Annotated in this window: 19 protein-coding genes; 12 read left to right on the top strand and 7 right to left on the bottom strand. The window is 65.8% G+C overall.

Going from position 1 to position 20,277, the window contains the following annotated elements:
- Both RhoFasB10_RS19445 and RhoFasB10_RS19450 read left to right on the top strand, forming a co-directional pair.
- On the top strand, positions 1–1,443 hold the full coding sequence (locus RhoFasB10_RS19445) for a HAMP domain-containing sensor histidine kinase (protein ID WP_167678085.1): 1,443 nt from the start codon (positions 1–3) through the stop codon (positions 1,441–1,443).
- Positions 1,443–2,099, top strand: a complete 657-nt coding sequence (locus RhoFasB10_RS19450; RefSeq protein WP_068428285.1) for a response regulator transcription factor — start codon at positions 1,443–1,445, stop codon at positions 2,097–2,099. Before RhoFasB10_RS19445 ends, RhoFasB10_RS19450 begins: the two co-directional genes overlap by 1 nt.
- Positions 2,100–2,159: 60 nt before the next feature.
- On the opposite strand, the gene RhoFasB10_RS19455 is transcribed toward RhoFasB10_RS19450, so the two are convergent.
- From RhoFasB10_RS19455 to RhoFasB10_RS19470, 4 genes are all read right to left on the bottom strand, one after another.
- Complete coding sequence (locus RhoFasB10_RS19455) at positions 2,160–2,492, bottom strand: hypothetical protein (protein WP_167678087.1); 333 nt, start codon at positions 2,490–2,492, stop codon at positions 2,160–2,162.
- 126 nt (positions 2,493–2,618) lie between these two features.
- The gene (locus tag RhoFasB10_RS19460; RefSeq protein WP_346764434.1) at positions 2,619–4,016 is read right to left on the bottom strand and encodes an MFS transporter; all 1,398 of its coding nucleotides are present in this window, start codon (positions 4,014–4,016) and stop codon (positions 2,619–2,621) included.
- Positions 4,017–4,024: 8 nt separating this feature from the next.
- Positions 4,025–4,852 (bottom strand): aldo/keto reductase, encoded by an 828-nt coding sequence (locus RhoFasB10_RS19465; protein WP_068428291.1) that lies wholly within the window; start codon positions 4,850–4,852, stop codon positions 4,025–4,027.
- Positions 4,853–4,866: 14 nt separating this feature from the next.
- Entirely contained in the window at positions 4,867–5,844 is a 978-nt protein-coding gene (locus RhoFasB10_RS19470) for a Gfo/Idh/MocA family oxidoreductase (RefSeq protein WP_068428292.1), read from the bottom strand.
- A 62-nt stretch (positions 5,845–5,906) separates the two neighbouring features.
- Between RhoFasB10_RS19470 and RhoFasB10_RS19475 the strand changes: the two genes are divergently transcribed.
- Entirely contained in the window at positions 5,907–6,932 is a 1,026-nt protein-coding gene (locus RhoFasB10_RS19475) for a Gfo/Idh/MocA family oxidoreductase (protein ID WP_068428295.1), read from the top strand.
- A gap of 61 nt (positions 6,933–6,993) precedes the next feature.
- Here the strand turns inward: RhoFasB10_RS19475 and RhoFasB10_RS19480 are convergent, their stop codons facing one another.
- A complete protein-coding gene (locus tag RhoFasB10_RS19480) occupies positions 6,994–8,028 on the bottom strand; it encodes a LacI family DNA-binding transcriptional regulator (protein ID WP_068428301.1) in 1,035 nt (344 codons plus the stop codon).
- 110 nt (positions 8,029–8,138) lie between these two features.
- On the opposite strand from RhoFasB10_RS19480, the gene RhoFasB10_RS19485 reads away from it, so the two are divergent.
- Genes RhoFasB10_RS19485 through RhoFasB10_RS19495 form a run of 3 tightly spaced genes read left to right on the top strand, consistent with a single transcriptional unit; the run spans position 8,139 to position 11,019 of the window.
- Entirely contained in the window at positions 8,139–9,146 is a 1,008-nt protein-coding gene (locus tag RhoFasB10_RS19485; protein WP_068428304.1) for a Gfo/Idh/MocA family oxidoreductase, read from the top strand.
- Positions 9,143–10,042, top strand: coding sequence for a sugar phosphate isomerase/epimerase (locus RhoFasB10_RS19490; RefSeq protein WP_068428305.1), 900 nt, complete (start codon positions 9,143–9,145; stop codon positions 10,040–10,042). Before RhoFasB10_RS19485 ends, RhoFasB10_RS19490 begins: the two co-directional genes overlap by 4 nt.
- Positions 10,039–11,019 (top strand): Gfo/Idh/MocA family oxidoreductase, encoded by a 981-nt coding sequence (locus RhoFasB10_RS19495; protein ID WP_068428306.1) that lies wholly within the window; start codon positions 10,039–10,041, stop codon positions 11,017–11,019. Before RhoFasB10_RS19490 ends, RhoFasB10_RS19495 begins: the two co-directional genes overlap by 4 nt.
- Before the next feature lie 51 nt (positions 11,020–11,070).
- Here RhoFasB10_RS19495 and RhoFasB10_RS19500 read toward each other — a convergent pair whose 3' ends face one another.
- Positions 11,071–12,234, bottom strand: coding sequence for a Gfo/Idh/MocA family oxidoreductase (locus RhoFasB10_RS19500; protein ID WP_302050738.1), 1,164 nt, complete (start codon positions 12,232–12,234; stop codon positions 11,071–11,073).
- Positions 12,235–12,388: 154 nt separating this feature from the next.
- On the opposite strand from RhoFasB10_RS19500, the gene RhoFasB10_RS19505 reads away from it, so the two are divergent.
- Positions 12,389–13,390: a LacI family DNA-binding transcriptional regulator gene (locus RhoFasB10_RS19505; protein ID WP_068428308.1), complete on the top strand. Its 1,002-nt coding sequence runs from the start codon at positions 12,389–12,391 to the stop codon at positions 13,388–13,390.
- A gap of 104 nt (positions 13,391–13,494) precedes the next feature.
- Here RhoFasB10_RS19505 and RhoFasB10_RS19510 read toward each other — a convergent pair whose 3' ends face one another.
- Entirely contained in the window at positions 13,495–14,232 is a 738-nt protein-coding gene (locus tag RhoFasB10_RS19510) for a GntR family transcriptional regulator (protein ID WP_068428309.1), read from the bottom strand.
- Positions 14,233–14,497: 265 nt separating this feature from the next.
- Between RhoFasB10_RS19510 and iolC the strand changes: the two genes are divergently transcribed.
- The 5 genes from iolC to RhoFasB10_RS19535 are packed head-to-tail and all read left to right on the top strand — an operon-like array spanning position 14,498 to position 20,124.
- Positions 14,498–15,484: a 5-dehydro-2-deoxygluconokinase gene (gene iolC / locus RhoFasB10_RS19515; protein ID WP_068429094.1), complete on the top strand. Its 987-nt coding sequence runs from the start codon at positions 14,498–14,500 to the stop codon at positions 15,482–15,484.
- Entirely contained in the window at positions 15,477–16,379 is a 903-nt protein-coding gene (locus RhoFasB10_RS19520) for an aldolase (RefSeq protein ID WP_167678089.1), read from the top strand. The genes iolC and RhoFasB10_RS19520 overlap by 8 nt, the downstream gene beginning before the upstream one ends.
- 1 nt (position 16,380) lies before the next feature.
- Positions 16,381–17,277 (top strand): 5-deoxy-glucuronate isomerase, encoded by an 897-nt coding sequence (iolB, locus tag RhoFasB10_RS19525; RefSeq protein WP_068428315.1) that lies wholly within the window; start codon positions 16,381–16,383, stop codon positions 17,275–17,277.
- 2 nt (positions 17,278–17,279) lie between these two features.
- Positions 17,280–19,232 (top strand): 3D-(3,5/4)-trihydroxycyclohexane-1,2-dione acylhydrolase (decyclizing), encoded by a 1,953-nt coding sequence (gene iolD, locus RhoFasB10_RS19530; RefSeq protein ID WP_068429097.1) that lies wholly within the window; start codon positions 17,280–17,282, stop codon positions 19,230–19,232.
- Between the two features lie 16 nt (positions 19,233–19,248).
- Positions 19,249–20,124, top strand: a complete 876-nt coding sequence (locus tag RhoFasB10_RS19535; RefSeq protein ID WP_068428317.1) for a sugar phosphate isomerase/epimerase — start codon at positions 19,249–19,251, stop codon at positions 20,122–20,124.
- Positions 20,125–20,277: the final 153 nt, after the last annotated feature.

Genomic DNA, 20,277 nt, shown 5'->3' on the forward strand with positions numbered 1-20,277 from the left:
ATGACAGGTCGTACTGCCTGGCTACAACCGAAAAGCGCTCGTGCGCGCATCGTCGCGTGGGTTCTACCTCTGGTCCTGGGTTCGCTGGCGATCGTGACCGTCACGACATGGCTGCTGATGATCAGGTCCGCCGACAATCGCATGCGCGAATCGCTGCGCACCGAGATCGCGGAATTCACCACGCTCACCGAAGCCGGCGTCGATCCGGCCACCGGGGCACCGTTCGCCAGCGTCACCGACGTGCTCCGCGTCGTGATCACGTACAACCTCGCGCGCCCGAACGAGAAGTTCCTGGGGTACGTCGACGGAGCGTTCGCACTGCAGAGCCGTCAGCAAGCTCCGATCCGGCTGTCCGAGGACGCCGCGTTCACCACGCTGGTCGGGTCGACGACACAACCGACCGAGGGTGGCTACGACAGCGCAGCCGGTGAGGTCTTCTACCTCGCGGTACCGGTCGCGCTCGACGGAGATCCGACGCCCGCCGTCGTCGTCGCCGCGTATTTCGCCGATCAGGAACGGCAGCCGGCCGACGACGTCGCCGCGTTGATGCTGCTGGTCGGCGCGGGCGCATCGGTGGTGGCCGCGATAGGGGCGTGGATCGTGGCCGGCCGAATCCTCAAGCCGATCAAGAACATCGCGGACACAGCCACGGCGATCACCGACAGCAATCTGTCCAGACGCATCACGCACGAAGGTTCAGGGAGCCGTACCGACGAGATCGGCATCCTCGTCGACAGCATCAACGCGATGCTCGGTCGCCTCGAGGCAGGCTCGGCGGCTCAGCGGCGGTTCCTGGACGATGCCGGTCACGAGTTACGAACGCCGATCACGATCGTGCGTGGCCACCTCGACGTTCTCGACGCCTCGGACCCCGACGACGTGCGTGACACCGTGACGCTCGTCGACGACGAGCTCGAACGTATGAATCGCTTGGTCGCCGATCTGCTGTTGCTGATGCGGGCCGAGCAGACGTCGTTCGTGAAGCCGACCGATGTGGACGTCGACGAACTGACGCGCACGATCTTCGACAAGGTGCACCGACTCGCCGACCGCGACTGGGTCCTGGAAACGACGGCACCGGTCCGCGCACGACTCGACGAGCAGCGCATGACGCAAGCTGTGGTCGCACTCGCCGAGAACGCGACACATCACACCGAACCAGGCGATCGCATCGGCATCGGATCTCAGTTGTCCGACAACGATATTCGCTTCTGGGTCACGGACACCGGCACAGGCATCGCCGACGCCGACCGAGCGCGCATCTTCGACCGCTTCGCCCGCGGTCGGGACGGAACCCGACGCAGCGAAGGCGCGGGCCTCGGACTGTCGATCGTGACCGCGATTGCGCGGGCGCACGGCGGACGAGTCGGCGTCGGTAGCGCACTCGGGCACGGATCCACCTTCACCATCACCGTTCCGGTCACTGCAGGGAAGGACCAGTAATGGCTCGTATTCTGATCGCGGAGGACGAACCCCGAATTTCGTCGTTCGTGCAGAAGGGTCTGCGCGCCAAGGGATTCACGACAACGGTCGTCGCCGACGGCGCCTCCGCCTACGACCTCGCCGGCAGCGGCGAGTTCGATCTCGTCGTGCTGGACATCGGCCTACCGCACATGGACGGATTCGAAGTTCTCGAGCGACTTCGTGGCGAGAACGTCATGATCCCGATCATCGTCCTCACTGCCCGAGACAGCGTCCGTGACGTCGTGTCCGGGCTGGAGAACGGTGCGGACGATTACATGCCGAAGCCGTTTCGTTTCGAGGAGTTGTTGGCGCGCATCCGTTTACGACTCGCCGGGGCGCGCGTGTCCGAGCAGATGGTGCTGTCGTCGGGTGACCTGTCGCTGGACCTCCGAACCCGCCGGGCGCAGGTCGGTGAACGGTCCGTCGACCTGTCCGCGCGGGAGTTCGCGTTGACGGAGGCGTTCCTCCGCCACCCAGGGCAAGTACTCAGCCGCGAGCAGTTGCTGTCGCAGGTATGGGGATACGACTTCGATCCAGGGTCGAACGTCGTCGACGTCTACGTCCGATATCTCCGAGGCAAATTCGGTAGCGACCGCATCGAGACAGTCCGTGGCATGGGGTACCGGCTGGCCTAGTCTCCAGACCGAGAAAAGGCCCGGGACGAGCGTCACGTCGCTCGAACCGGGCCAGTCGAATCAGTCGTCGTGGTCGTCGCGGTCATCCCAGTCGTCGTCGTGCCGGTCGTCCCAGTCGTCGTGGTCGTCCCAGTCGTCGTGGTCGTCCCAGTCGTCGTCGTGCCGGTCGTCGCGATCGTCCCAGTCGTCGTCGAACGGCACCTGCGGTGCAGAGGCGGCGGGAGCTGCCGGAGCGGGCGGCGCCGGCGCCGGCGCTTGCTGCTGAACGGAGATGGGCGTGGGGCGCTGGGTGCGCTCGGTGTCGTCGTCGGCCATCGCGACGGCCCCGATACCCCCGAGGGTCAGGGCGGTGGCAGCTACTGCGGCTGCGGCGAATTTCGCGGCGATCTTCATGATGTCCCTTTCGTTCGTTTTTCGCTGACACCACAACGATGACGGCCGAACGTGAGACGAAAAGGAATTCAGGATGAGGCTGTTCTCATGGTTCCCGACCCACGCAAACGTATGCGTCGGTGGGGCTCAGCGCGCACCAGCCGTGACTGCGCGCCCCGCGTCCGTGCGCAGCCCGAGACCCCCGACCACGATGACGATCATGAGCACGCCCAGAGCGGCGAACGACATCGAGAACGCCTCCCCCGAGGGACGCCCGAGAGCCTGGACGATGCCGGTGGACAGCGTCAGCGCAATGGCTCCGAGCGCAATGCCGAAGCCGGAGAACAGTTCCTGCGCGGTCGCGTTGAACGTGTTCGCATGGTTGAGCCGTTCGCTGTCGACGTCGGCGAACGCGAGACTGCTGTACGCCGTGAATCCGATCGACCGCAGGGCACCGCTGACCACGAGCACCGCGGCGATGACGACGGGCGACGTGTCGACAGCGAGGAGCGCGATCGCGCCGAAGCAGAGAACAGACAGTGCGCCGTCGGCGATGACGACCGTTCGGATTCCGAAGCGCCGCATGAGCGGCGTCGTCGCCGGCTTGATCGCGATGTTGCCGACGAACAGCGCGATGACCATCAGTCCCGACACGAACGGCGACCACCCGAACCGCAGTTGGAACATCAGCGGCAACAGGAACGGCACCGCGGTGATGACCATCCGATAGAACGATCCGTACGTCACGGTGTTCCGGAACGTGTCGACGCGTAACACGGAGAGATCCAGCAACGGATGCTCGGTGCGTCGCAGGTGCAGGACGGCGAACGTCAGAACCACAGCCGCCACCGCGAGGCCGATACCGACGGCCGCCCAGGGTGTTCCGTCGGTCCGGATGCTGTCGAGGGACACGATCAGCGCGGCGATGCCGACCGCGGTGAGGACGAATCCACGCCAGTCCAGCGTTCGCGTCGGGACGTCACCGTCGACGCCGCGGACGACGCGCAGCCCGACCACGAAGCCCGCGATGCCGAGCGGAACGTTGATCAAAAAGATCCAGCGCCACGACGCGAACGTGACGAGTGCACCGCCCAGTGCAGGTGCGATCACCGGAGCGGTCAGTGCAGGCCACGTCAAATACGCTATGGCTCGGACCAATTCGGACTTCGACGTTGCACGGAGCACCGCTAGCCTGCCGACCGGAACCATCATGGCCCCGCCCATACCCTGAAGTACTCGCATTGCGACCAGTACGGGAAGCGACGGGCTCAGCGCACATCCCACCGACGCGACGGTGAACACGACGATGGCGGCGAGGAATACGCGTCGAACACCGAAGCGGTCGGCCATCCAGCCGCTGACGGGAATCATGATCGCCAGCGTCAGGATGTACGCCGAGATCGCGATTCCGACATCCACGGCGTCGACCCCGAAGGACTCTGCCATCGCGGGCACTGCGGTCGCGATGACCGTCGCGTCGAGTATCTCCATGAAATACCCGCCCGCGACGAGCAGCGCGAGACCGCGTGGGAAGACCGGCGTCACAGACGTGTTCAGAACTCCTCGTACGTGTCGGGGTCCTGATCCCAGATCCGGCCGCGTTCGAGCGAGGAGATGGCCGAGACCTCGGCGTCGGTCAGCTCGAATCCGAAGATGTCGAGGTTCTGACGCTGACGATCCGGGTTCGACGACTTGGGCAGCGGTACTGCACCGAGCTGATGATGCCAGCGCAGCACCACCTGTCCGGCCGAGACGTCGTGCGCTGCAGCAGCATCCGCGATGGGTGCCAGTTTCAGCAGCTCCGATCCACGACCGAGCGGACTCCAACTCTCGGTGACGATGCCGTGCTCGGCGTGGTAAGCCCGCAGGTCGGCCTGCGGGAAGTACGGATGCAGTTCGACCTGGTTGACGACGGGCAGCACTCCGGTCTCCTGCGCGATCCGGTCCAGGTGGGCCTCGGTGAAGTTGGATACGCCGATCGACTTGACCAGTCCGTCCTTCTGCATGTCGATCATGGACCGCCACGTGTCGACGTACTTGTCGACCTTCGGCAGCGGCCAGTGGATCAGCAGAAGATCGATCTGTTCGAGCCCCAGGTTGGCCAGAGAGAGTCTCACCGACTCCTTCGCCTCGTCGTATCCGTGGTGCCGGCCTGGGATCTTCGTCGTCACGAGGATGTCGTCGCGTGAGACGCTCGACGCGCGCACGGCATCACCGACACCACCCTCGGTCTCGTACCTGAGCGCCGTGTCGATCAGACGGTAACCGGCGTCCAACGCGGACCCGACGGTAGCCGTCATGTCCTCCCCGTGGGCCTTGACGGTGCCGAGACCTACTGCAGGGAGGGGTGTTCCGTCGGCGAGGGTGAATGTCGGTGTCATGAGACCTCTTTCGATCAGTAGTCGACGGTGACCGTACGGCCACCCGAGTTCATCGATACCACCAACGCGTCGGCGACCACACCTGCCCGAAGGCCGTCCTCGGCGGTGGCCAGCGTCGACGGGCGACCCTCGGAGATCGCGTCGACCCATTCCTGCAGTTCGTAGCGGTACGCCTCGGCGTAGCGCGGAACCCAATCGAGCGGGTACTCGATGGACCGCTTCAATTCGCTGTCGACGATGACGTGCGCCGGAATCGCGAACTGCGCGATGCCTTCTTCGCCGACGATCTCGCAGCGCGTGTCGTAGCCGTAGCGTGCGTTCACGAACAGTTCGAGCGTCATCAGGACGTTGGACTCGGTGCGCAGCAACATGATCTGCGGGTCCTGACGAACCCCCGAGTGCCTCGACGTACGGCCCGCGTGCCAGCTCACCTCGGTGATCGGCGATCCGAGCAGCCACGGCATGCAGTCGAGTTCGTGGATCGCGGAGTTGGTGATCGTCGCGGCCGAATCACCGGGCCCGGCAACGACGTTGCGGCTGATGCAGTGCGCGACGAGCGTCTCGCCGATGCGCTCGGGCGTCGACGCGCGCTTGAGTTCGTTGTACGCGGGGTCGAAGCGGCGCATGAAGCCCACCGAGATGAGGTTCCGATCGCCCTGTGCGGCGATGATCTCGCGGCACTCCGGCGCGGTGGGGGCCAGCGGCTTCTCGCACAGCACAGGCTTGTTCGCGGCGAGGGCAGCGTGGACGAGCTCGGCGTGCGTGGAGTCGTGCGATGCGACGACGATCGCGTCCACGGCATCGCTGGAAATGAGCTCGAAGCCGTCGGATGCAACGGTCGCGTCGCGCATCTCCGCCGCGACGGCCTTGGCGCGGTCCGCGTCGAAATCGGCGACGACCGTCACCTCCGCACCCGAGATCTGGCCGTTGATCTTGCGAGCATGGTCGGCACCCATAACGCCGACACCGACGATTCCAACGCGTACAGTCATGCCCTGAGTATGACATCCGAATGTCCTAACAAAGAAGCTTTTCTCGAGAACAGGCACTGCAGATGACGATTCCACGGTCACGCGTCCCCGATCCGATGGACGCACCCTCCCTCCGCTGGGGAATCCTCGGTCCAGGATGGATCGCTCACCGGTTCGTCGAATCGCTGAAGAAGTACTCGACGCAGCAGGTGGTCGCCGTAGCCTCCCGCAATCAGGGACGGGCGGACGAGTTCGCCGCGCAGCACTCTCTTCCCCGCGCGCACGGCAGCTACGACGCGTTGCTAACCGATCCCGAGGTCGACATCGTCTACGTCGCAACTCCGCACACCGAACATCACGCGTGCGCGCTCGCTGCCATCGCCGCAGGTAAGCACGTCCTCGTCGAGAAGCCACTGGCGGTCGACGCCGCCCGCGCAGCCGAGATCGGCGCCGCAGCCGCCGACGCAGGCGTGTTCGCGGGCGAAGCGATGTGGACCAAGTTCCTCCCCAAGTTCGACGTGATCGCACAGATCCTCGAGAGCGGCGTGCTCGGCCCGGTTCGCACGGTCCTCGTCGACCACGGTGAGCACTTCACGACGGACCACCGCATCTACGACCCCTCGCTCGCCGGCGGACCACTGCTCGACCTGGGCACGTACGACGCGTCGTTCATTCACTTCGTTCTCGGCGCGCCCACGTCGGTCACCGCCGTCGGGCAGCCCGCCAACGACGAACTGAACGGTCAGGTGTCCGCGATTCTGACCGACGGCGACGGCAACCACGCCGTCATGAACACGACGATTCTGAGCGACACCCCGACCGTCGCCGTGATCTGTGGTCGCGACGCGACGCTGACCGTCCACGGCCCGTTCTTCATGCCCGGTTCGTTCACCCTCGCGATCCGCGGTGGCGAGACGATCGTCTACCGCGAGGACAAGGGCCTACAGGTCGACGGTCTGCACTTCGCTGCCGTCGACGCCGCCCGTGCGATCTCCGAGGGTCGGCTCGAGTCGAAGGTCCACACGATCTCCGACGCCGTCGAGACGCTGGCGATCGTCGACAGCATCCGCGAGCAGCTCGGCATCACAGGCGGGCCGTTCCAGCGCTAGCGCGCACCTGCACGTGCGCGGAAATACATGGCCCTCTGTGCATTTCCGTGCACGTGGTTGTTCACGCCGGCGTATTGAACCTGGTCACGACATGGATCTGCGACCGCTCGTCGACCATGCCGTCGAGCCCGCCGCCCGCCTGCATCAACAGCCGACACGCCCGCCGCGCATCGGCCCTGAGGTCGTGGTGGAGTACGGCCGACAACGCACCCGACCGCAACAGCGGCCGATTGTCGCTGTCGAGGTCGTGCGCGACGAACACCCGGCAGCGACGACCCGCACGTTCGAAAGCGCGCACGGCACCGGTGTTCCCGCCGCCGATCGAGTAGACCGCCTCGATGTCCGGATGCGCCGACAACGCAGCGCCGACGAGCTTCTCGACGGTCTCGTCGAGCCCCTCGCTGTCGGTGATCTCGACGACGCGACGCCGATTGGGGTCGCCCTGTTCGCCTCCGAGCGAGCGCAACGTGCTGCGGAACCCTATCTCGCGCTCCCCCTCGTTGCGAAAGATGTTGCTGGTCAAGATGATCAACACCGACGCGTCGGAGTCCCCGAGCCAACTGTCCACGAGATATGCTGCCGTCGCCCCGGCTGCACGGTTGTCGATTCCGACGTAGTCGAGACGCTTGCTCGCCGGCACGTCCGTCACGTAGGTGACCACCGGAATGCCGAGGTCGACGAGACGGTCGATCGCCGCGACGACGTCCGGATCGTCGGGCGCTTTGACGATGACACCGTGTGATCCCCTGGCCGTGAACTTTCCCAGCGTGTCGACCATCGCCGCCACCGACTCGGTCTCCCTGAAGTGAAACCTGCATCGCACGGCCGCGGGCGCGAGCATCGGGAGTTCCGCCTCGAGCGCCGCACGGAACTCGGCCGAGAATCGCGCCGGGGTCTGCATGACGACGTCGAACAGGAATTTTCGGCCGTTCAGTCGCAGTTGCGAACGCTGCTTGTCCAGATCCGAAATCGCTTGCTGCACTTCGGCTCTCGTGTTCGCGCGCACGCCGGGACGGTCGTGGAGTACACGGTCGACGGTCGCCTCGCTCAGACCGGACTGCTGCGCGATCTCGCGAACCTTGTACCGATGCGCCACGGGCGCCCTCCTGAGGCGTTTTTGATGGTGTCTGCCGGTTGATAGTACGGCAGGACGCCGTCAGACTCGGTGTACCCGAATTTCTTCTTTCCCTTGTGAGGACCACACTGATGGGCGTTACCATCGGCGTCGTCGGCCTCGGCCGCATCGGCGCATTCCATACCGAAACACTGAGCACGTTGGCAGGTGTCGACGGCCTCGTCGTCACCGACGAGCGACCCGCCGTCACCGAATCCGTCGCCGCGAAGTTCGACGCCAAGGCCGTCGACAGCGCGGACGCGCTTCTGAAATCCGGCGTCGACGGTGTCGTCGTCGCAGCCGCGACGCCCGCACACGCGTCGCTGGTGCTCGCCTGCGTCGACGCGGGAATCCCCGTCTTCTGCGAGAAGCCGCTCGCGGCGACACCCGGCGAGAGCCTCGCCGTCGTCCAGGCCATCGAGTCGAGCGACGTCCAGGTCCAGATCGGATACAACCGCCGATTCGCACCCGCATTCGCCGCGGCGAAGACCGCCGTCGACGCCGGTGAACTCGGCTGGTTGCACACCGTGCGTTCGACGACGCTCGACCCTGCTCCCCCGCCGCTCGACTACGTCGCCGTGTCCGGTGGGATCTTCCGCGACTGCAGCGTCCACGACTTCGACATCGTGCGGTGGATCGTCGGTCACGAGGTCGCCGAGGTCTACGCGGCAGGCTCCAACCAGGGCGATCCGGCGTTCACCGAGTACGGCGACGTCGACACCGCCACGGCGACGCTCACGTTCGAGAACGGCACCATCGGCGTCGTGTCGAACACGCGCTACAACGCACGCGGTTACGACTGCCGCCTCGAGGTCCACGGCTCGGCCGACGCCGTCGTCGCGGGCTGGGATGAGCAGGTCCCCGTACGCAATCTCGAAGCGGCAGCGACGTTCCCGAACGGTACGCCGCACAGCTTCTTCATGGACCGCTTCACGTCGGCGTACCAGGTCGAACTCGGCGCGTTCGTCGACATGGCGGCCGGCCGCATCGAATCTCCCTGCACCGCAAGCGATGCGCTCGAAGTGGCCTACATCGCCGAGGCCGCGACCCTGTCCCTGCAACAGCACCGCCCGGTGCGAATCGACGAGGTACGACTGTGACCACTTCCGCTGACATCCGCATTGCAGGCGCACCCATTTCCTGGGGTGTCTGCGAGGTCCCCGGCTGGGGTTACCAGATCGACTCCGACCGCGTCCTGACGGAGATGCGCGACGCCGGGCTCACCGCCACCGAGGTCGGCCCCGAGGGCTTTCTGCCCGCCGATCCGAACGAGCTCGCCGCCACGCTGGACAAGTACAGCCTGAAGTCCGTCGGCGGATTCGCACCGGTGCTGCTGCACCACGCGCATCACGATCCCGTTCCCGGCATCGCACCGCTTCTCGACGCGTTCATCGCCTCCCGGGCCGAGGTCCTCGTCCTCGCCGCGGCGACCGGCGCAGACGGCTACGACTCGCGTCCCGAACTCGACGACGCACAATGGGACACGTTGCTGCGCAACCTCGATCGTCTGCAGGAAGCTGCGGCCGAACGCGGCATCCGCGCCGTGCTGCACCCGCACGTCGGCACGATGATCGAGAAGCGCGACGAGGTGTACCGCGTCCTGAACGGCTCGACCATCCCGCTGTGCCTCGACACAGGACACCTCCTCATCGGCGGCACCGATCCGCTGGACCTGGTGGAGGCACACGCGTCGCGCATCACGCACGCGCACCTGAAGGATGTCGACGCCGCCCTCGCCGCGCGCGTACAAGCCGGCGAACTCACCTACACCGAGGCCGTCGCGCAGGGCATGTACACCCCGCTCGGGACCGGCGACGTGAACATCGCGCGCGTGGTGAACGAGCTGCTCGACGCGGGCTTCGACGGTTGGTTCGTGCTCGAGCAGGACACCATCCTCGCCGAGGAGCCCGCAGGCGCCGGACCTGTGTCCGACGTCATTTCCAGCGTCTCCTACCTCAGAAGCGTCGTGGAAGCCCGGGTAGCCTCGTCGGCGTGAATCAACTAAGGATCGGCGTCCTCGGCGCGTCTCGCATAGCCGAAGAAGCGATCGTCGAACCGGCGAACACTCTCGGACACCGTCTTGTCGCGTGCGCTGCACGCGACAGGACGCGTGCCGAGGTGTTCGCCGAGAAGTACGGTGTGAAGCGGGTTCTCGACTCCTACCAGGCCGTCATCGACGATCCCGAAGTGGACGTGGTCTACAACCCGCTCGCGAACTCCCTCCACGCGCCGTGGAACCTCGCGGCGGTCGAGGCGGGCAAACATGTGCTGACGGAGAAGCCCTTCGCGCGCGATCGCGCGGAGGCGTTCGCCGTCGCGGAAGCCGCCCGAGAAGCGAATGTCGTTGTGATGGAAGGCTTTCACTACCTGTTCCATCCGGTGACGCAGCGACTGCTGCAGGTGGTCGAGGACGGCACACTGGGCGACCTCCGCCATATCGACGTCGTCATGCGCATGCCCGCACCGGAGCCGGGCGACCTACGATGGTCGCTCGACCTCGCAGGCGGCGTGATGATGGATCTGGGGTGCTACGCCCTGCATGCGCTGCGGGCCTTCGGCCGATTCGCGGGCGGCGCACCGACCATCGGCGCAGCCAAGGCCGTCGAACGATTCCCGGGCGTCGACGAATCGATCGATGTCGAACTCGAATTCCCCAGCGGCGCAACAGCTGTGTCCCGCAACTCGATGATCGACGAGGACCACCTGTTCACGCTCCGTGTCATCGGGTCGAAAGGCGAGGCGTTCGCGCACGATTACATCAAGCCCAACAAGGACGACCGGGTCACCGTCACGGTCGGATCCGACACCCGCGTCGAGCATCTCGGCACGCGGTCGTCGTACACGTATCAGTTGGAGGCGTTCGCGGATCACCTGCAGAACGGGACACCCCTGCCGATCGGGCTCGACGACGCCGTCGACAACATGGCGATGATCGACGACGCGTACCGCGCCGCCGGAATGTCGCCCCGCTGAGGTTCGGCTCCCCCGTGCGCATGTGCGTACGGGGGATCTCGGGTCGCCCGCTCAGGCGCCCGGCTTCACCCAGCTCCCCGACTCGACCGAGCGCGTCATCGCGTCGAGCACCTGCGCGCTGCGCACCGCATCCCAGATCGTCGCGCCGACCGGCTTGCCGTCGGCGATGGACTGCAGGAATCGCTTGGCTTCGACGACCTTCAGATCGTCGTAGCCCATGGACGACGCGGATCCCGGCTGGAACGCGCCGTATTCACCCTGCTTCGGGCCGACGAAGATCGTCGACACCGGCTGATCCTGGTACCGGTCACCCACGCAGAGGCCCAGTTCGCCGAGGCGTCGGAAGTCCCAGAAGACAGCACCCTTGGTGCCGTGGATCTCGAAGCCGTACGCGTTCTGCTCCCCTACCGACACGCGGCTCGCCTCGAGCGTCGCGCGCGCACCCGATGCCAGACGCACCTGGCTGCTGACGTAGTCCTCGTTCTCCACCGGTCCGAGCTCGCCACCGGTCGCGAGGGCATGACCGCTGGTCGCGCCCGTCGGCTTCGCACGCTGCGGCACGAAGATCGCGGTGTCGGCGACGAGAGAGTCGATGTCTCCCAACAGGTACCAGAGCAGGTCGGCGCCGTGCGACGCGAGATCGCCCAGCACACCGTTGCCGCCGCGTGCCCGCTCGAAGCGCCAGCTGAGCGCGCCGTCCGGGTGCGCCGCGTAGTCGCTGAAGAAGCGGAAGCGAGCGTGGGTGACGGTACCGATCTCGCCGGCCTCGATCAGTGCCTTCGCCTCTTCGACGGCCGGGGCGTTGCGGTAGTTGAAGCCGACTGCGGTCTGCACACCTGCCTTGTCCGCGGCGACGGCGACAGCGCGGGCGTCGTCCTCGGACAGGCCGACCGGCTTCTCGATCCAGATGTGCTTGCCTGCCTCGACCATCGCGGTACCGATGGTGCGGTGCAGGAAGTTCGGGGCGGTGATCGACACTGCGCCGATGGACGAGTCCTTCTCGATGTCGTGCCAATCGGTGGTCGACGTCTCGAAGCCGAACTGCGCGGCAGCGTCGTCGGCGCGGCCGGGCACCTCGTCGGCGACCGACGCGAGCACCGGAGTCAGCGCGAGTTCGGGATAGTGGTGGCGGATGCGCGCGTAGGCCTGCGTGTGCACGCGGCCCATCCAGCCGAAGCCGGCGACACCCACACGGATGTTCTGCGATGAACTCACTGGATCTGTCTCCTCACGAATACTGAACGTCCGGGATCCGAACACGGTTTTGGACCGGTCCAATCTGTACTAGAGTCTGCGCCACACGACGCCGACGTGTCAACACCGACCCTGCTAGCGTCTGACGAAGACACCGCCGAGAAGGGACACGAACGTGGCGCAGCCGACCATTCGTACCGTCGCAGCGCACGCCGGTGTATCCAAATCGCTTGTCTCCCTTGTTCTCCGCGGATCCAGCTCGGTGAGCGAGGAGAAGCGCGCGGCTGTCGAGGACGCGATCCGCGAACTCGGCTACCGCCCCAATCTCAGCGCGCGCAGCCTGACGCAGAATCGCACACACATTGTCGGAGTTCTCCTCAACGACCTACGCAACCCATGGTTCGTCGACTGCCTCGAGGGCATGACTTCGATTCTGCAGCAACATGATCTGAAGATGTTCCTCGCCGACGGTCGTCTCGATCGCAGTTCCGACGAATCGTTCGTCCGCAGCTTCATGGACCTCCGCCTCGACGGTCTGGCTCTCGTCGGCACCCGACGGCCGACGCCTGCCATCGCCGAAGCAGCAGCGCTGATTCCGACGGTCGTCGTCGCCAGCCGCGACCTCGACTTCCCGGGCGTGGACGTCGTCGCCAACGACGACGAACTCGGCACCCGCTTGGCCGTCGAACACCTTGTCGCACAGGGACATCGACGCATCACCCACATCGCAGGAACCGGGGCCGTCGCCGACATCAGAGCGCAGAGCTATCACGACGCCATGGTCTCGCACGGCCTGAAGCGGCACATTCGCGTCGAGCCCGGCGGCATGACCGAGGACGCAGGCCACGCGGCCTGCTCGCGCATCCTCGACGGACGGACGCGTCCCACCGCGATCTTCGCCGTCAACGACATCGTCGCGATCGGCGCAATGACCGCCTGCCAGGAACGCGGACTGTCGATTCCGCAGCAGGTGTCGATCGTCGGCTACGACAACACGTCCATCGCTCAGCTACGCCACGTCCGGCTGACAAGCGTCGAGAACGCGACGATCGAAGTCGGCGAGCGAGCCGCGACGGCGCTCGTCGATCGCATCGCCGACCCGGATCGCCCCGGCTCGCTGACGTTGGTGCCACCCGCGATTCAGGTGCGCGGGTCGACGGCCCCGCCGGCGCCATGACTCCCGGGCCCTGACTCCGGGGCCATGACTCCCGCGCATCGTTGGTCCACGGCAACTGTCTGTCGGATGCCACGGACCATCGATGCCGAAGAATGCGGCAAGGATCAGCGATCGACGACCGTCGTGTCGAAGTAGTACCGCGACGCACGGTAGGCGTGCGAGCCGAATTCGACGACGCTCCCCGAGTCGTCGAACGCCGTGCGGTGCATCGTGAGCAGCGGGGCCTTGTACTTCTCGTCGAGCAGCAGCGCCTCGTCGCGGTCGGCGGCCTTGGCTCCGATCCGCTGGCGTGCGAGGCGGATGTGCACGCCCCTCGTCCGCAGCGACTGATAGAGGCCGTGATGTTCGAGCTCGTCGGGATCGGGCGCGATCGACGACGGCAGGTGATTCGCCATCAGCGCCAACGGTTCTCCATTGGTGCTGCGAAGCCTGCGGATGGTGACGATCTCGGTGTCGGCGGAGATGTTGAGTTCGCGTGCGACCTCTTCCGACGGCGTCCCGACGTGGTAGTCGAGCAATTTGGTCGACGGGCTCTGCCCGGCGCGCGCGAGGTCGTCGAAGAGACTGGTGAGCTCGACGGGTCGATGCACCGGACTCTGGACGACCTGAGTGCCGACACCGCGCTTACGGACCAGCAGTCCCTTGTCGACGAGTTCCTGAATTGCACGACGCGTGGTCGGACGTGACAGATTCAGTCGTTTGGCAAGTGCCAGTTCGTTCTCGAACCGATCTCCCGGGGCCAACTGCCCGCCGAGAATGGCCGACTCGATCGCCTGCGCCAACTGGAAGTACAGAGGAACCGGGCTGCCTCGATCGAGCTCGACCGACAGCGGTGTGGCCACCGTCGAACTCGCGCCGCTCGTGGGCGCATCCGACGTCGACGCATTGGAAGCAGTCACTGTCCGGCTCCGTATCTCCTCGGGGGCGGTAAATCTACAGCCCGGCTTGATCGGAAGTGTAGGCGAACACTAACATCAGCATGACTGGAAGTAAGAATGTCAGGACAAAGTCTTGACATGGACATGTGGCCTGCAGCACAGTAGTAGGCGACAGCCCCTGCCTCAGAACCTCTCGACCGTCAGTCCCCAAACACCTTTGGAGTCGAACTTGAGCACCTCAGCCGATGCCACGACCACGGCCTTCGACGTCCTCGCCATCGGGCGCAGCGGCGTCGACATCTACCCACTGCAGACCGGTGTCGGTCTGGAGGACGTCGAGTCCTTCGGCAAGTTCCTCGGAGGAAGCGCGGCGAACGTCACCGTCGCCGCGGCACGCCTCGGACGGAAGTCGGCACTGATCTCGGGCGTCGGCAACGATCCCTTCGGGCGTTACGTCGCAGGCGAACTGGCTCGCTTGGGCGTCGACAACCGCTTCGTCGTCACGGACTCGCAGTTCGCCACCCCGGTCACCTTCTGCGAGATCTTCCCGCCCGACGATTTCCCGCTGTACTTCTACCGCAAGCCGTCGGCACCGGACCTGCAGATCCGTCCGGAGAACATCGACGTCGACGCCGTCAAGAACGCACGGCTGTACTGGTCTACCGTCACCGGCCTGTCCGAAGAGCCGAGCCGCAGTGCGCATTTCACCGCGTGGGAAGCTCGTGGCCGCGCACCGCTGACCGTCCTCGACCTCGACTACCGTCCGATGTTCTGGGAGACGACCGCCGCTGCGACCGAGCAGGTCCAGAAGGCGCTCCAGCACGTCACCGTCGCCGTCGGCAACAAGGAGGAGTGCGAGGTCGCCGTCGGCGAAACCGATCCGAACAAGGCTGCCGACGCATTGCTGGACCTGGGCGTCGAACTCGCCATCGTCAAGATGGGCCCGAAGGGCGTCATGGGCAAGACCAAGAACGAGACCGTCACCGTGCCGCCGAACTTCGTCGACGTCGTCAACGGCCTCGGTGCAGGCGACAGCTTCGGCGGATCGCTGTGCAACGGCCTGCTCGCCGAGTGGCCGCTCGAGAAGATTCTCCGTTACGGCAACGCGGCAGGCGCCATCGTCGCTTCGCGCCTGGAGTGCTCCACCGCCATGCCCACCGCGACCGAGGTCGCCGAACTCGCCGACAAGGCTGCTACGGAGTCCGTGAATGTCTGAGACCACCTTGACCCCCGCACCCGCTGCATCCAGCTACGCCGAGGTCACCGCGATCCGCGCAAGCGATCCGCAGGCCATCGAGCGTGCCTGGGCGACGCGTACGACGCGTGAGACCATTCGAGGCAACGGCCGGCTCATGATCGTCGCCGCCGACCACCCTGCCCGTGGCGCGCTGTCCGTCGGCTCGAACATGACGGCGATGAACAGCCGCACCGAGCTGCTCGACCGGCTGCGCACCGCACTCGCGAACCCCGGCGTCGACGGCGTCCTCGCCTCCCCCGAGATCCTCGACGACCTCGTGCTCCTCGGCGCTCTCGAGGACAAGGTCGTGTTCTCGTCGATGAACCGCGGCGGCCTCGCAGGCGCGTCGTTCGAGCTCGACGACCGCATGACCGCAGCGACCGCAGCCGCCACGGCCAAGGCGCGTATGAACGGCGCGAAGATGCTGACCCGCATCGCACTCGACGACCCGGGCACGCTGTCCACGATGACCGCCTGCGCCCAGGCCATCGACGAACTCGCCGAGCGTCAGCTCATCGCCATGGTCGAGCCGTTCCTGTCACGCCGTGTCGACGGACGCGTCAAGAACGACCTGAGCACCGACGCCGTCATCAAGTCCATTCACATCACCCAGGGCCTCGGATCCACGTCCGCGTACACCTGGATGAAGCTGCCCGTCGTCGACGAGATGGAACGCGTCATGGACGCCACGACGCTCCCGACGCTTCTTCTCGGCGGCGACCCGCAGACCGCTCCGGAAGAGACCTTCGCCAGCTGGGCGAACGCGCTCGCGATCCCGGCCGTGCGCGGTCTGATCGTCGGACGCACCCTGCTGTACCCCAAGGACGGCGACGTCGCAGCCGCCGTCGCGACCGCAGTGAACATGGTGAGGTGACATGAACTCCGAGTACTACATCGCAGCAGGCGACGGAGCCAAGGACGGCTTCGACGTCGTCGTCACGCCCGAATCCGCGGGGTGGACCGAATCCAGCCTCTGGACACTGACTCTCGCCGCAGGGCAGTCCGTCGATCTGTCGTCAGGCCCCGACGAGATCATGGTCGTGCCGCTGTCGGGTTCGGCGACGGTCACCAGTGACGGCACGAAGTTCGAGCTCGCCGGCCGTGCATCGGTGTTCGACGGCCCGTCCGACTTCGCTTACGTCGGAAAGGATTCGGCCTACACCGTCTCCAGCACCGACGGCGGACGGTTCGCTCTCTGCGGCGCCCGCGCCGAGAAGAAGCTGCCGTTCCGCTACGTTCCGGCAGCCGACATCTCCGTCGAACTGCGCGGCGCGGGCAACTGCAGCCGACAGGTCCACAACTTCGGTACCGCCGACACGTTCGAGGCCGACTCGATCATCGCGTGCGAGGTGATCACTCCCGGCGGCAACTGGTCGTCGTACCCCGGCCACAAGCACGACGAGAACACCGAGCACGAGTCCGCTCTCGAGGAGATCTACTACTTCGAGATCGCGCCGGGACCTGACCAGAGCAACGGATTTGGTTACCACCGCGTCTACGGCACACCGCAGCGTCCGATCGAGGTGCTCGAAGAGGTCCGCACCGGTGACGTCGTGCTGGTGCCGCACGGCTACCACGGCCCGTCCGTCGCAGCCCCGGGGTACCACATGTACTACCTGAACGTCATGGCCGGACCGGGCAAGGAACGGGCCTGGAACATCGTCGACGATCCCGAGCACACCTGGATCCGCGGCACCTGGGCAGACCAGGCCGTCGATCCGCGCCTGCCCCTCCACAGCTCTTCCACCAACACCGCATCCGAAGGAGCATGATCGTGGTGTCCACCGCGCCGATCTCGGCGAGCAAGACCGAAAACACCGAGGGCACAGTTCGTCTCACGGTGTCCCAGGCGACCGTCAAGTTCCTGGCGAACCAGTACGTGGAGCGTGACGGCGTTCGCACCAAGTTCTTCGCCGGCGCGTTCGGCATCTTCGGACACGGCAACGTCGCCGGCCTCGGCCAGGCGCTGCTGCAGGCCGAGATCGACGCCGTCGAAGCAGGCACCGACCCCGAACTGCCTTACGTCCTCGGGCGCAACGAGCAGGCCATGGTGCACAGCGCCGTCGCCTACGCACGCCAGAAGGACCGCCTGCAGACGTGGGCCGTCACGGCCTCCGTCGGCCCCGGCTCCACGAACATGCTGACCGGCGCCGCGCTGGCGACGATCAACCGCCTGCCCGTGCTGCTGCTTCCCGCCGACACGTTCGCCACCCGTGCGAGCGCACCCGTGCTGCAGGAGCTCGAACTTCCGTCCAGCGGCGACGTCACGGTCAACGATTCGTTCAAGCCGCTCTCGCGCTACTTCGACCGCGTGTGGCGTCCCGAGCAGCTGCCCGGCGCTCTGCTCGGTGCGATGCGTGTGTTGACCGATCCGGTCGAGACCGGCGCGGCCACCGTCGCCATCCCGCAGGACGTTCAGGCCGAGGCGTTCGACTGGCCCGAGTCGCTGTTCGCACCGCGTACCTGGCACGTCGCACGCCCGCTGCCGGAGAAGTCCGTCATCGCCCGTGCCGCCGAGGTCATCCGTACGGCGAAGAAGCCGATGATCGTCGCAGGCGGTGGCGTCATCTACTCCGGCGCGACCGACGCGCTGGCGTCGTTCTGCGAGAAGACCGGGATCCCGGTCGGCCAGAGCCAGGCGGGCAAGGGTTCGCTGAAGTACGACCACCCGCAGTCCGTCGGCGCTCTCGGCTCGACCGGTACGACGTCGGCCAACGCCCTCGCCACCGAAGCCGACGTCATCATCGGAATCGGCACGCGCTACAGCGACTTCACGTCCGCGTCGCGCACCGCGTTCAACAACCCCGACGTTCGCTTCGTCAACATCAACGTCGCGTCGATCGACTCGGTGAAGCAGGGCGGCATCTCGGTCGTGTCCGACGCTCGCGAAGCGCTGGAGGCTCTTGCGGTCGAATTGGGCGACTACACTGTTCCGTCCGAATACCGCACGCGTACAAGCGAACTCGCACAGGAGTGGGACGACACGGTGGCGTCGGTCTACAAGATCGAAGACCCGTCGGCACCACTGAACCAGAACCAGGTGATCGGTCTGGCCAACACGCTGTCCGATCCTCGCGACGTCGTGGTCTGCGCTGCAGGATCGATGCCCGGTGACCTCCACAAGCTGTGGCGCACACGCGATTCCAAGGGTTATCACGTCGAGTACGGCTTCTCCTGCATGGGATACGAGGTTGCCGGCGGCATCGGCGCCAAGATGGCCGAGCCCGATCGCGACGTGTTCATCATGGTCGGCGACGGCTCCTACCTCATGATGGCGACCGAACTGGTCACCGCCGTGCAGGAGGGCGTCAAGATCATCATGATCCTCGTGCAGAACCACGGATTCGCATCCATCGGTTCGCTGTCGGAATCCCTTGGCTCGCAGCGCTTCGGCACCGACTACCGCTACCGCGCGGAGAACGGCCGCCTGCAGGGAGACAAGCTGCCTGTGGATCTCGCTGCCAACGCAGCCAGCCTCGGCGTCGAGGTCGTCCGCGTGAACAACGGCTCCGAGTTCACCGACGCGGTCAAGGCCGCCAAGGCGAGCGAGACGTCCACCGTCATCCACGTCGAGACCGACCCGCTGATCGCGGCTCCGGACTCCGAGTCGTGGTGGGACGTCCCGGTCAGCGCGACCTCCACGCTCGAGTCGACGCAGACCGCGTACGCCACCTACGAGAAGTGGAAGAAGATCCAGCGCCCCTTCCTCCGTCCGTCCGGAAACTGACAGGAATCTCCACACGATGAAGATCGCACTCGATCCCACCCCGTTCCACCACGATTTCTCGCTACTGGAGCTGCCTCGTGTCGTGGCCGACCTCGGCTACGAGTACCTGCAGCTCACGCCGCACGTGGACATGATCCCGTTCTTCAACCACCCGAAGGCCGACGACGACCTGGTCGCCAAGTTCAAGAAGGCCTGCAAGGACGCCGGCGTCGGCATCGCCTCGGTGCTGCCCGTGCTGCGCTGGTCCGGCCCGGACGAGGACGCCCGCGAAGCAGCCGTACGGTACTGGAAGCGTGCCATCCAGATCACCGTCGACCTCGGCGTGAACGTCATGAACACCGAGTTCAGCGGACGCCCGGAGAAGGCCGAAGAGTCCGAGCGCGCCTTCTACCGTTCGATGGAAGAACTCGTTCCGATCGTCGAGCGTGAAGGCATCGACGTCCGAATCGATCCGCACCCGGACGATTTCGTCGAGGACGGCCAGGCGGCCATTCGCGTCATCCGGGGCATCAATTCGAAGAACTTCGGCATGGTCGTCGTCGCGTGCCACCAGTTCCACATGGGCGGAGACCTGCCCGGAATCCTGCGCACCGCAGGCGATCTCGTGCGCCTGGTGCACGTCGCCGACACGATGGACCACCACCGTTCGCACGGCCTGCGCTACATCACCAACCCGCCCGGAAACGCAGTACGCGTCCACCAGCACCTGAAGATCGGTGACGGCGACGTCAACTGGAACGAATTCTTCGGCGGCCTGGGCGAATTGGGCTTCTACGACAAGGACGACACCGTGATGGTGTCGAGCGTCTTCGGAGAGAACGAGAACGCGCACGAAGTGTCTCGCTACCAGCTGAAGACGATGAACGAGTACATCGCAAAGTTCAAGAAGTAAGGACGGATATGAGCAACGTGATCAGCCACTGGCTGGACAACAAGGAATTCGCCGGCACCTCCGGTAACACCGCACCGGTCACCAACCCCGCTACCGGCGAGGTCACCGGACAACTGGCACTGGCCAATCTGGACGATGCCCGCACCGTCATCG

The organism is Rhodococcus sp. B10 (genome assembly GCF_011770055.1).
Taxonomy (GTDB): Bacteria; Actinomycetota; Actinomycetes; order Mycobacteriales; family Mycobacteriaceae; genus Rhodococcoides; species Rhodococcoides kyotonensis_B.

Excerpts from the sequence above, each read along its gene's own strand:
- RhoFasB10_RS19445 (WP_167678085.1), top strand. The coding sequence starts at position 1 with ATGACAGGTCGTACTGCCTGGCTACAACCGAAAAGCGCTCGTGCGCGC.
- RhoFasB10_RS19450 (WP_068428285.1), top strand. The coding sequence starts at position 1,443 with ATGGCTCGTATTCTGATCGCGGAGGACGAACCCCGAATTTCGTCGTTC.
- RhoFasB10_RS19455 (WP_167678087.1), bottom strand. The coding sequence starts at position 2,492 with ATGAAGATCGCCGCGAAATTCGCCGCAGCCGCAGTAGCTGCCACCGCC.
- RhoFasB10_RS19465 (WP_068428291.1), bottom strand. The coding sequence starts at position 4,852 with ATGACACCGACATTCACCCTCGCCGACGGAACACCCCTCCCTGCAGTA.
- RhoFasB10_RS19470 (WP_068428292.1), bottom strand. The coding sequence starts at position 5,844 with ATGACTGTACGCGTTGGAATCGTCGGTGTCGGCGTTATGGGTGCCGAC.
- RhoFasB10_RS19475 (WP_068428295.1), top strand. The coding sequence starts at position 5,907 with ATGACGATTCCACGGTCACGCGTCCCCGATCCGATGGACGCACCCTCC.
- RhoFasB10_RS19485 (WP_068428304.1), top strand. The coding sequence starts at position 8,139 with ATGGGCGTTACCATCGGCGTCGTCGGCCTCGGCCGCATCGGCGCATTC.
- RhoFasB10_RS19520 (WP_167678089.1), top strand. The coding sequence starts at position 15,477 with ATGTCTGAGACCACCTTGACCCCCGCACCCGCTGCATCCAGCTACGCC.
- iolB (WP_068428315.1), top strand. The coding sequence starts at position 16,381 with ATGAACTCCGAGTACTACATCGCAGCAGGCGACGGAGCCAAGGACGGC.
- RhoFasB10_RS19535 (WP_068428317.1), top strand. The coding sequence starts at position 19,249 with ATGAAGATCGCACTCGATCCCACCCCGTTCCACCACGATTTCTCGCTA.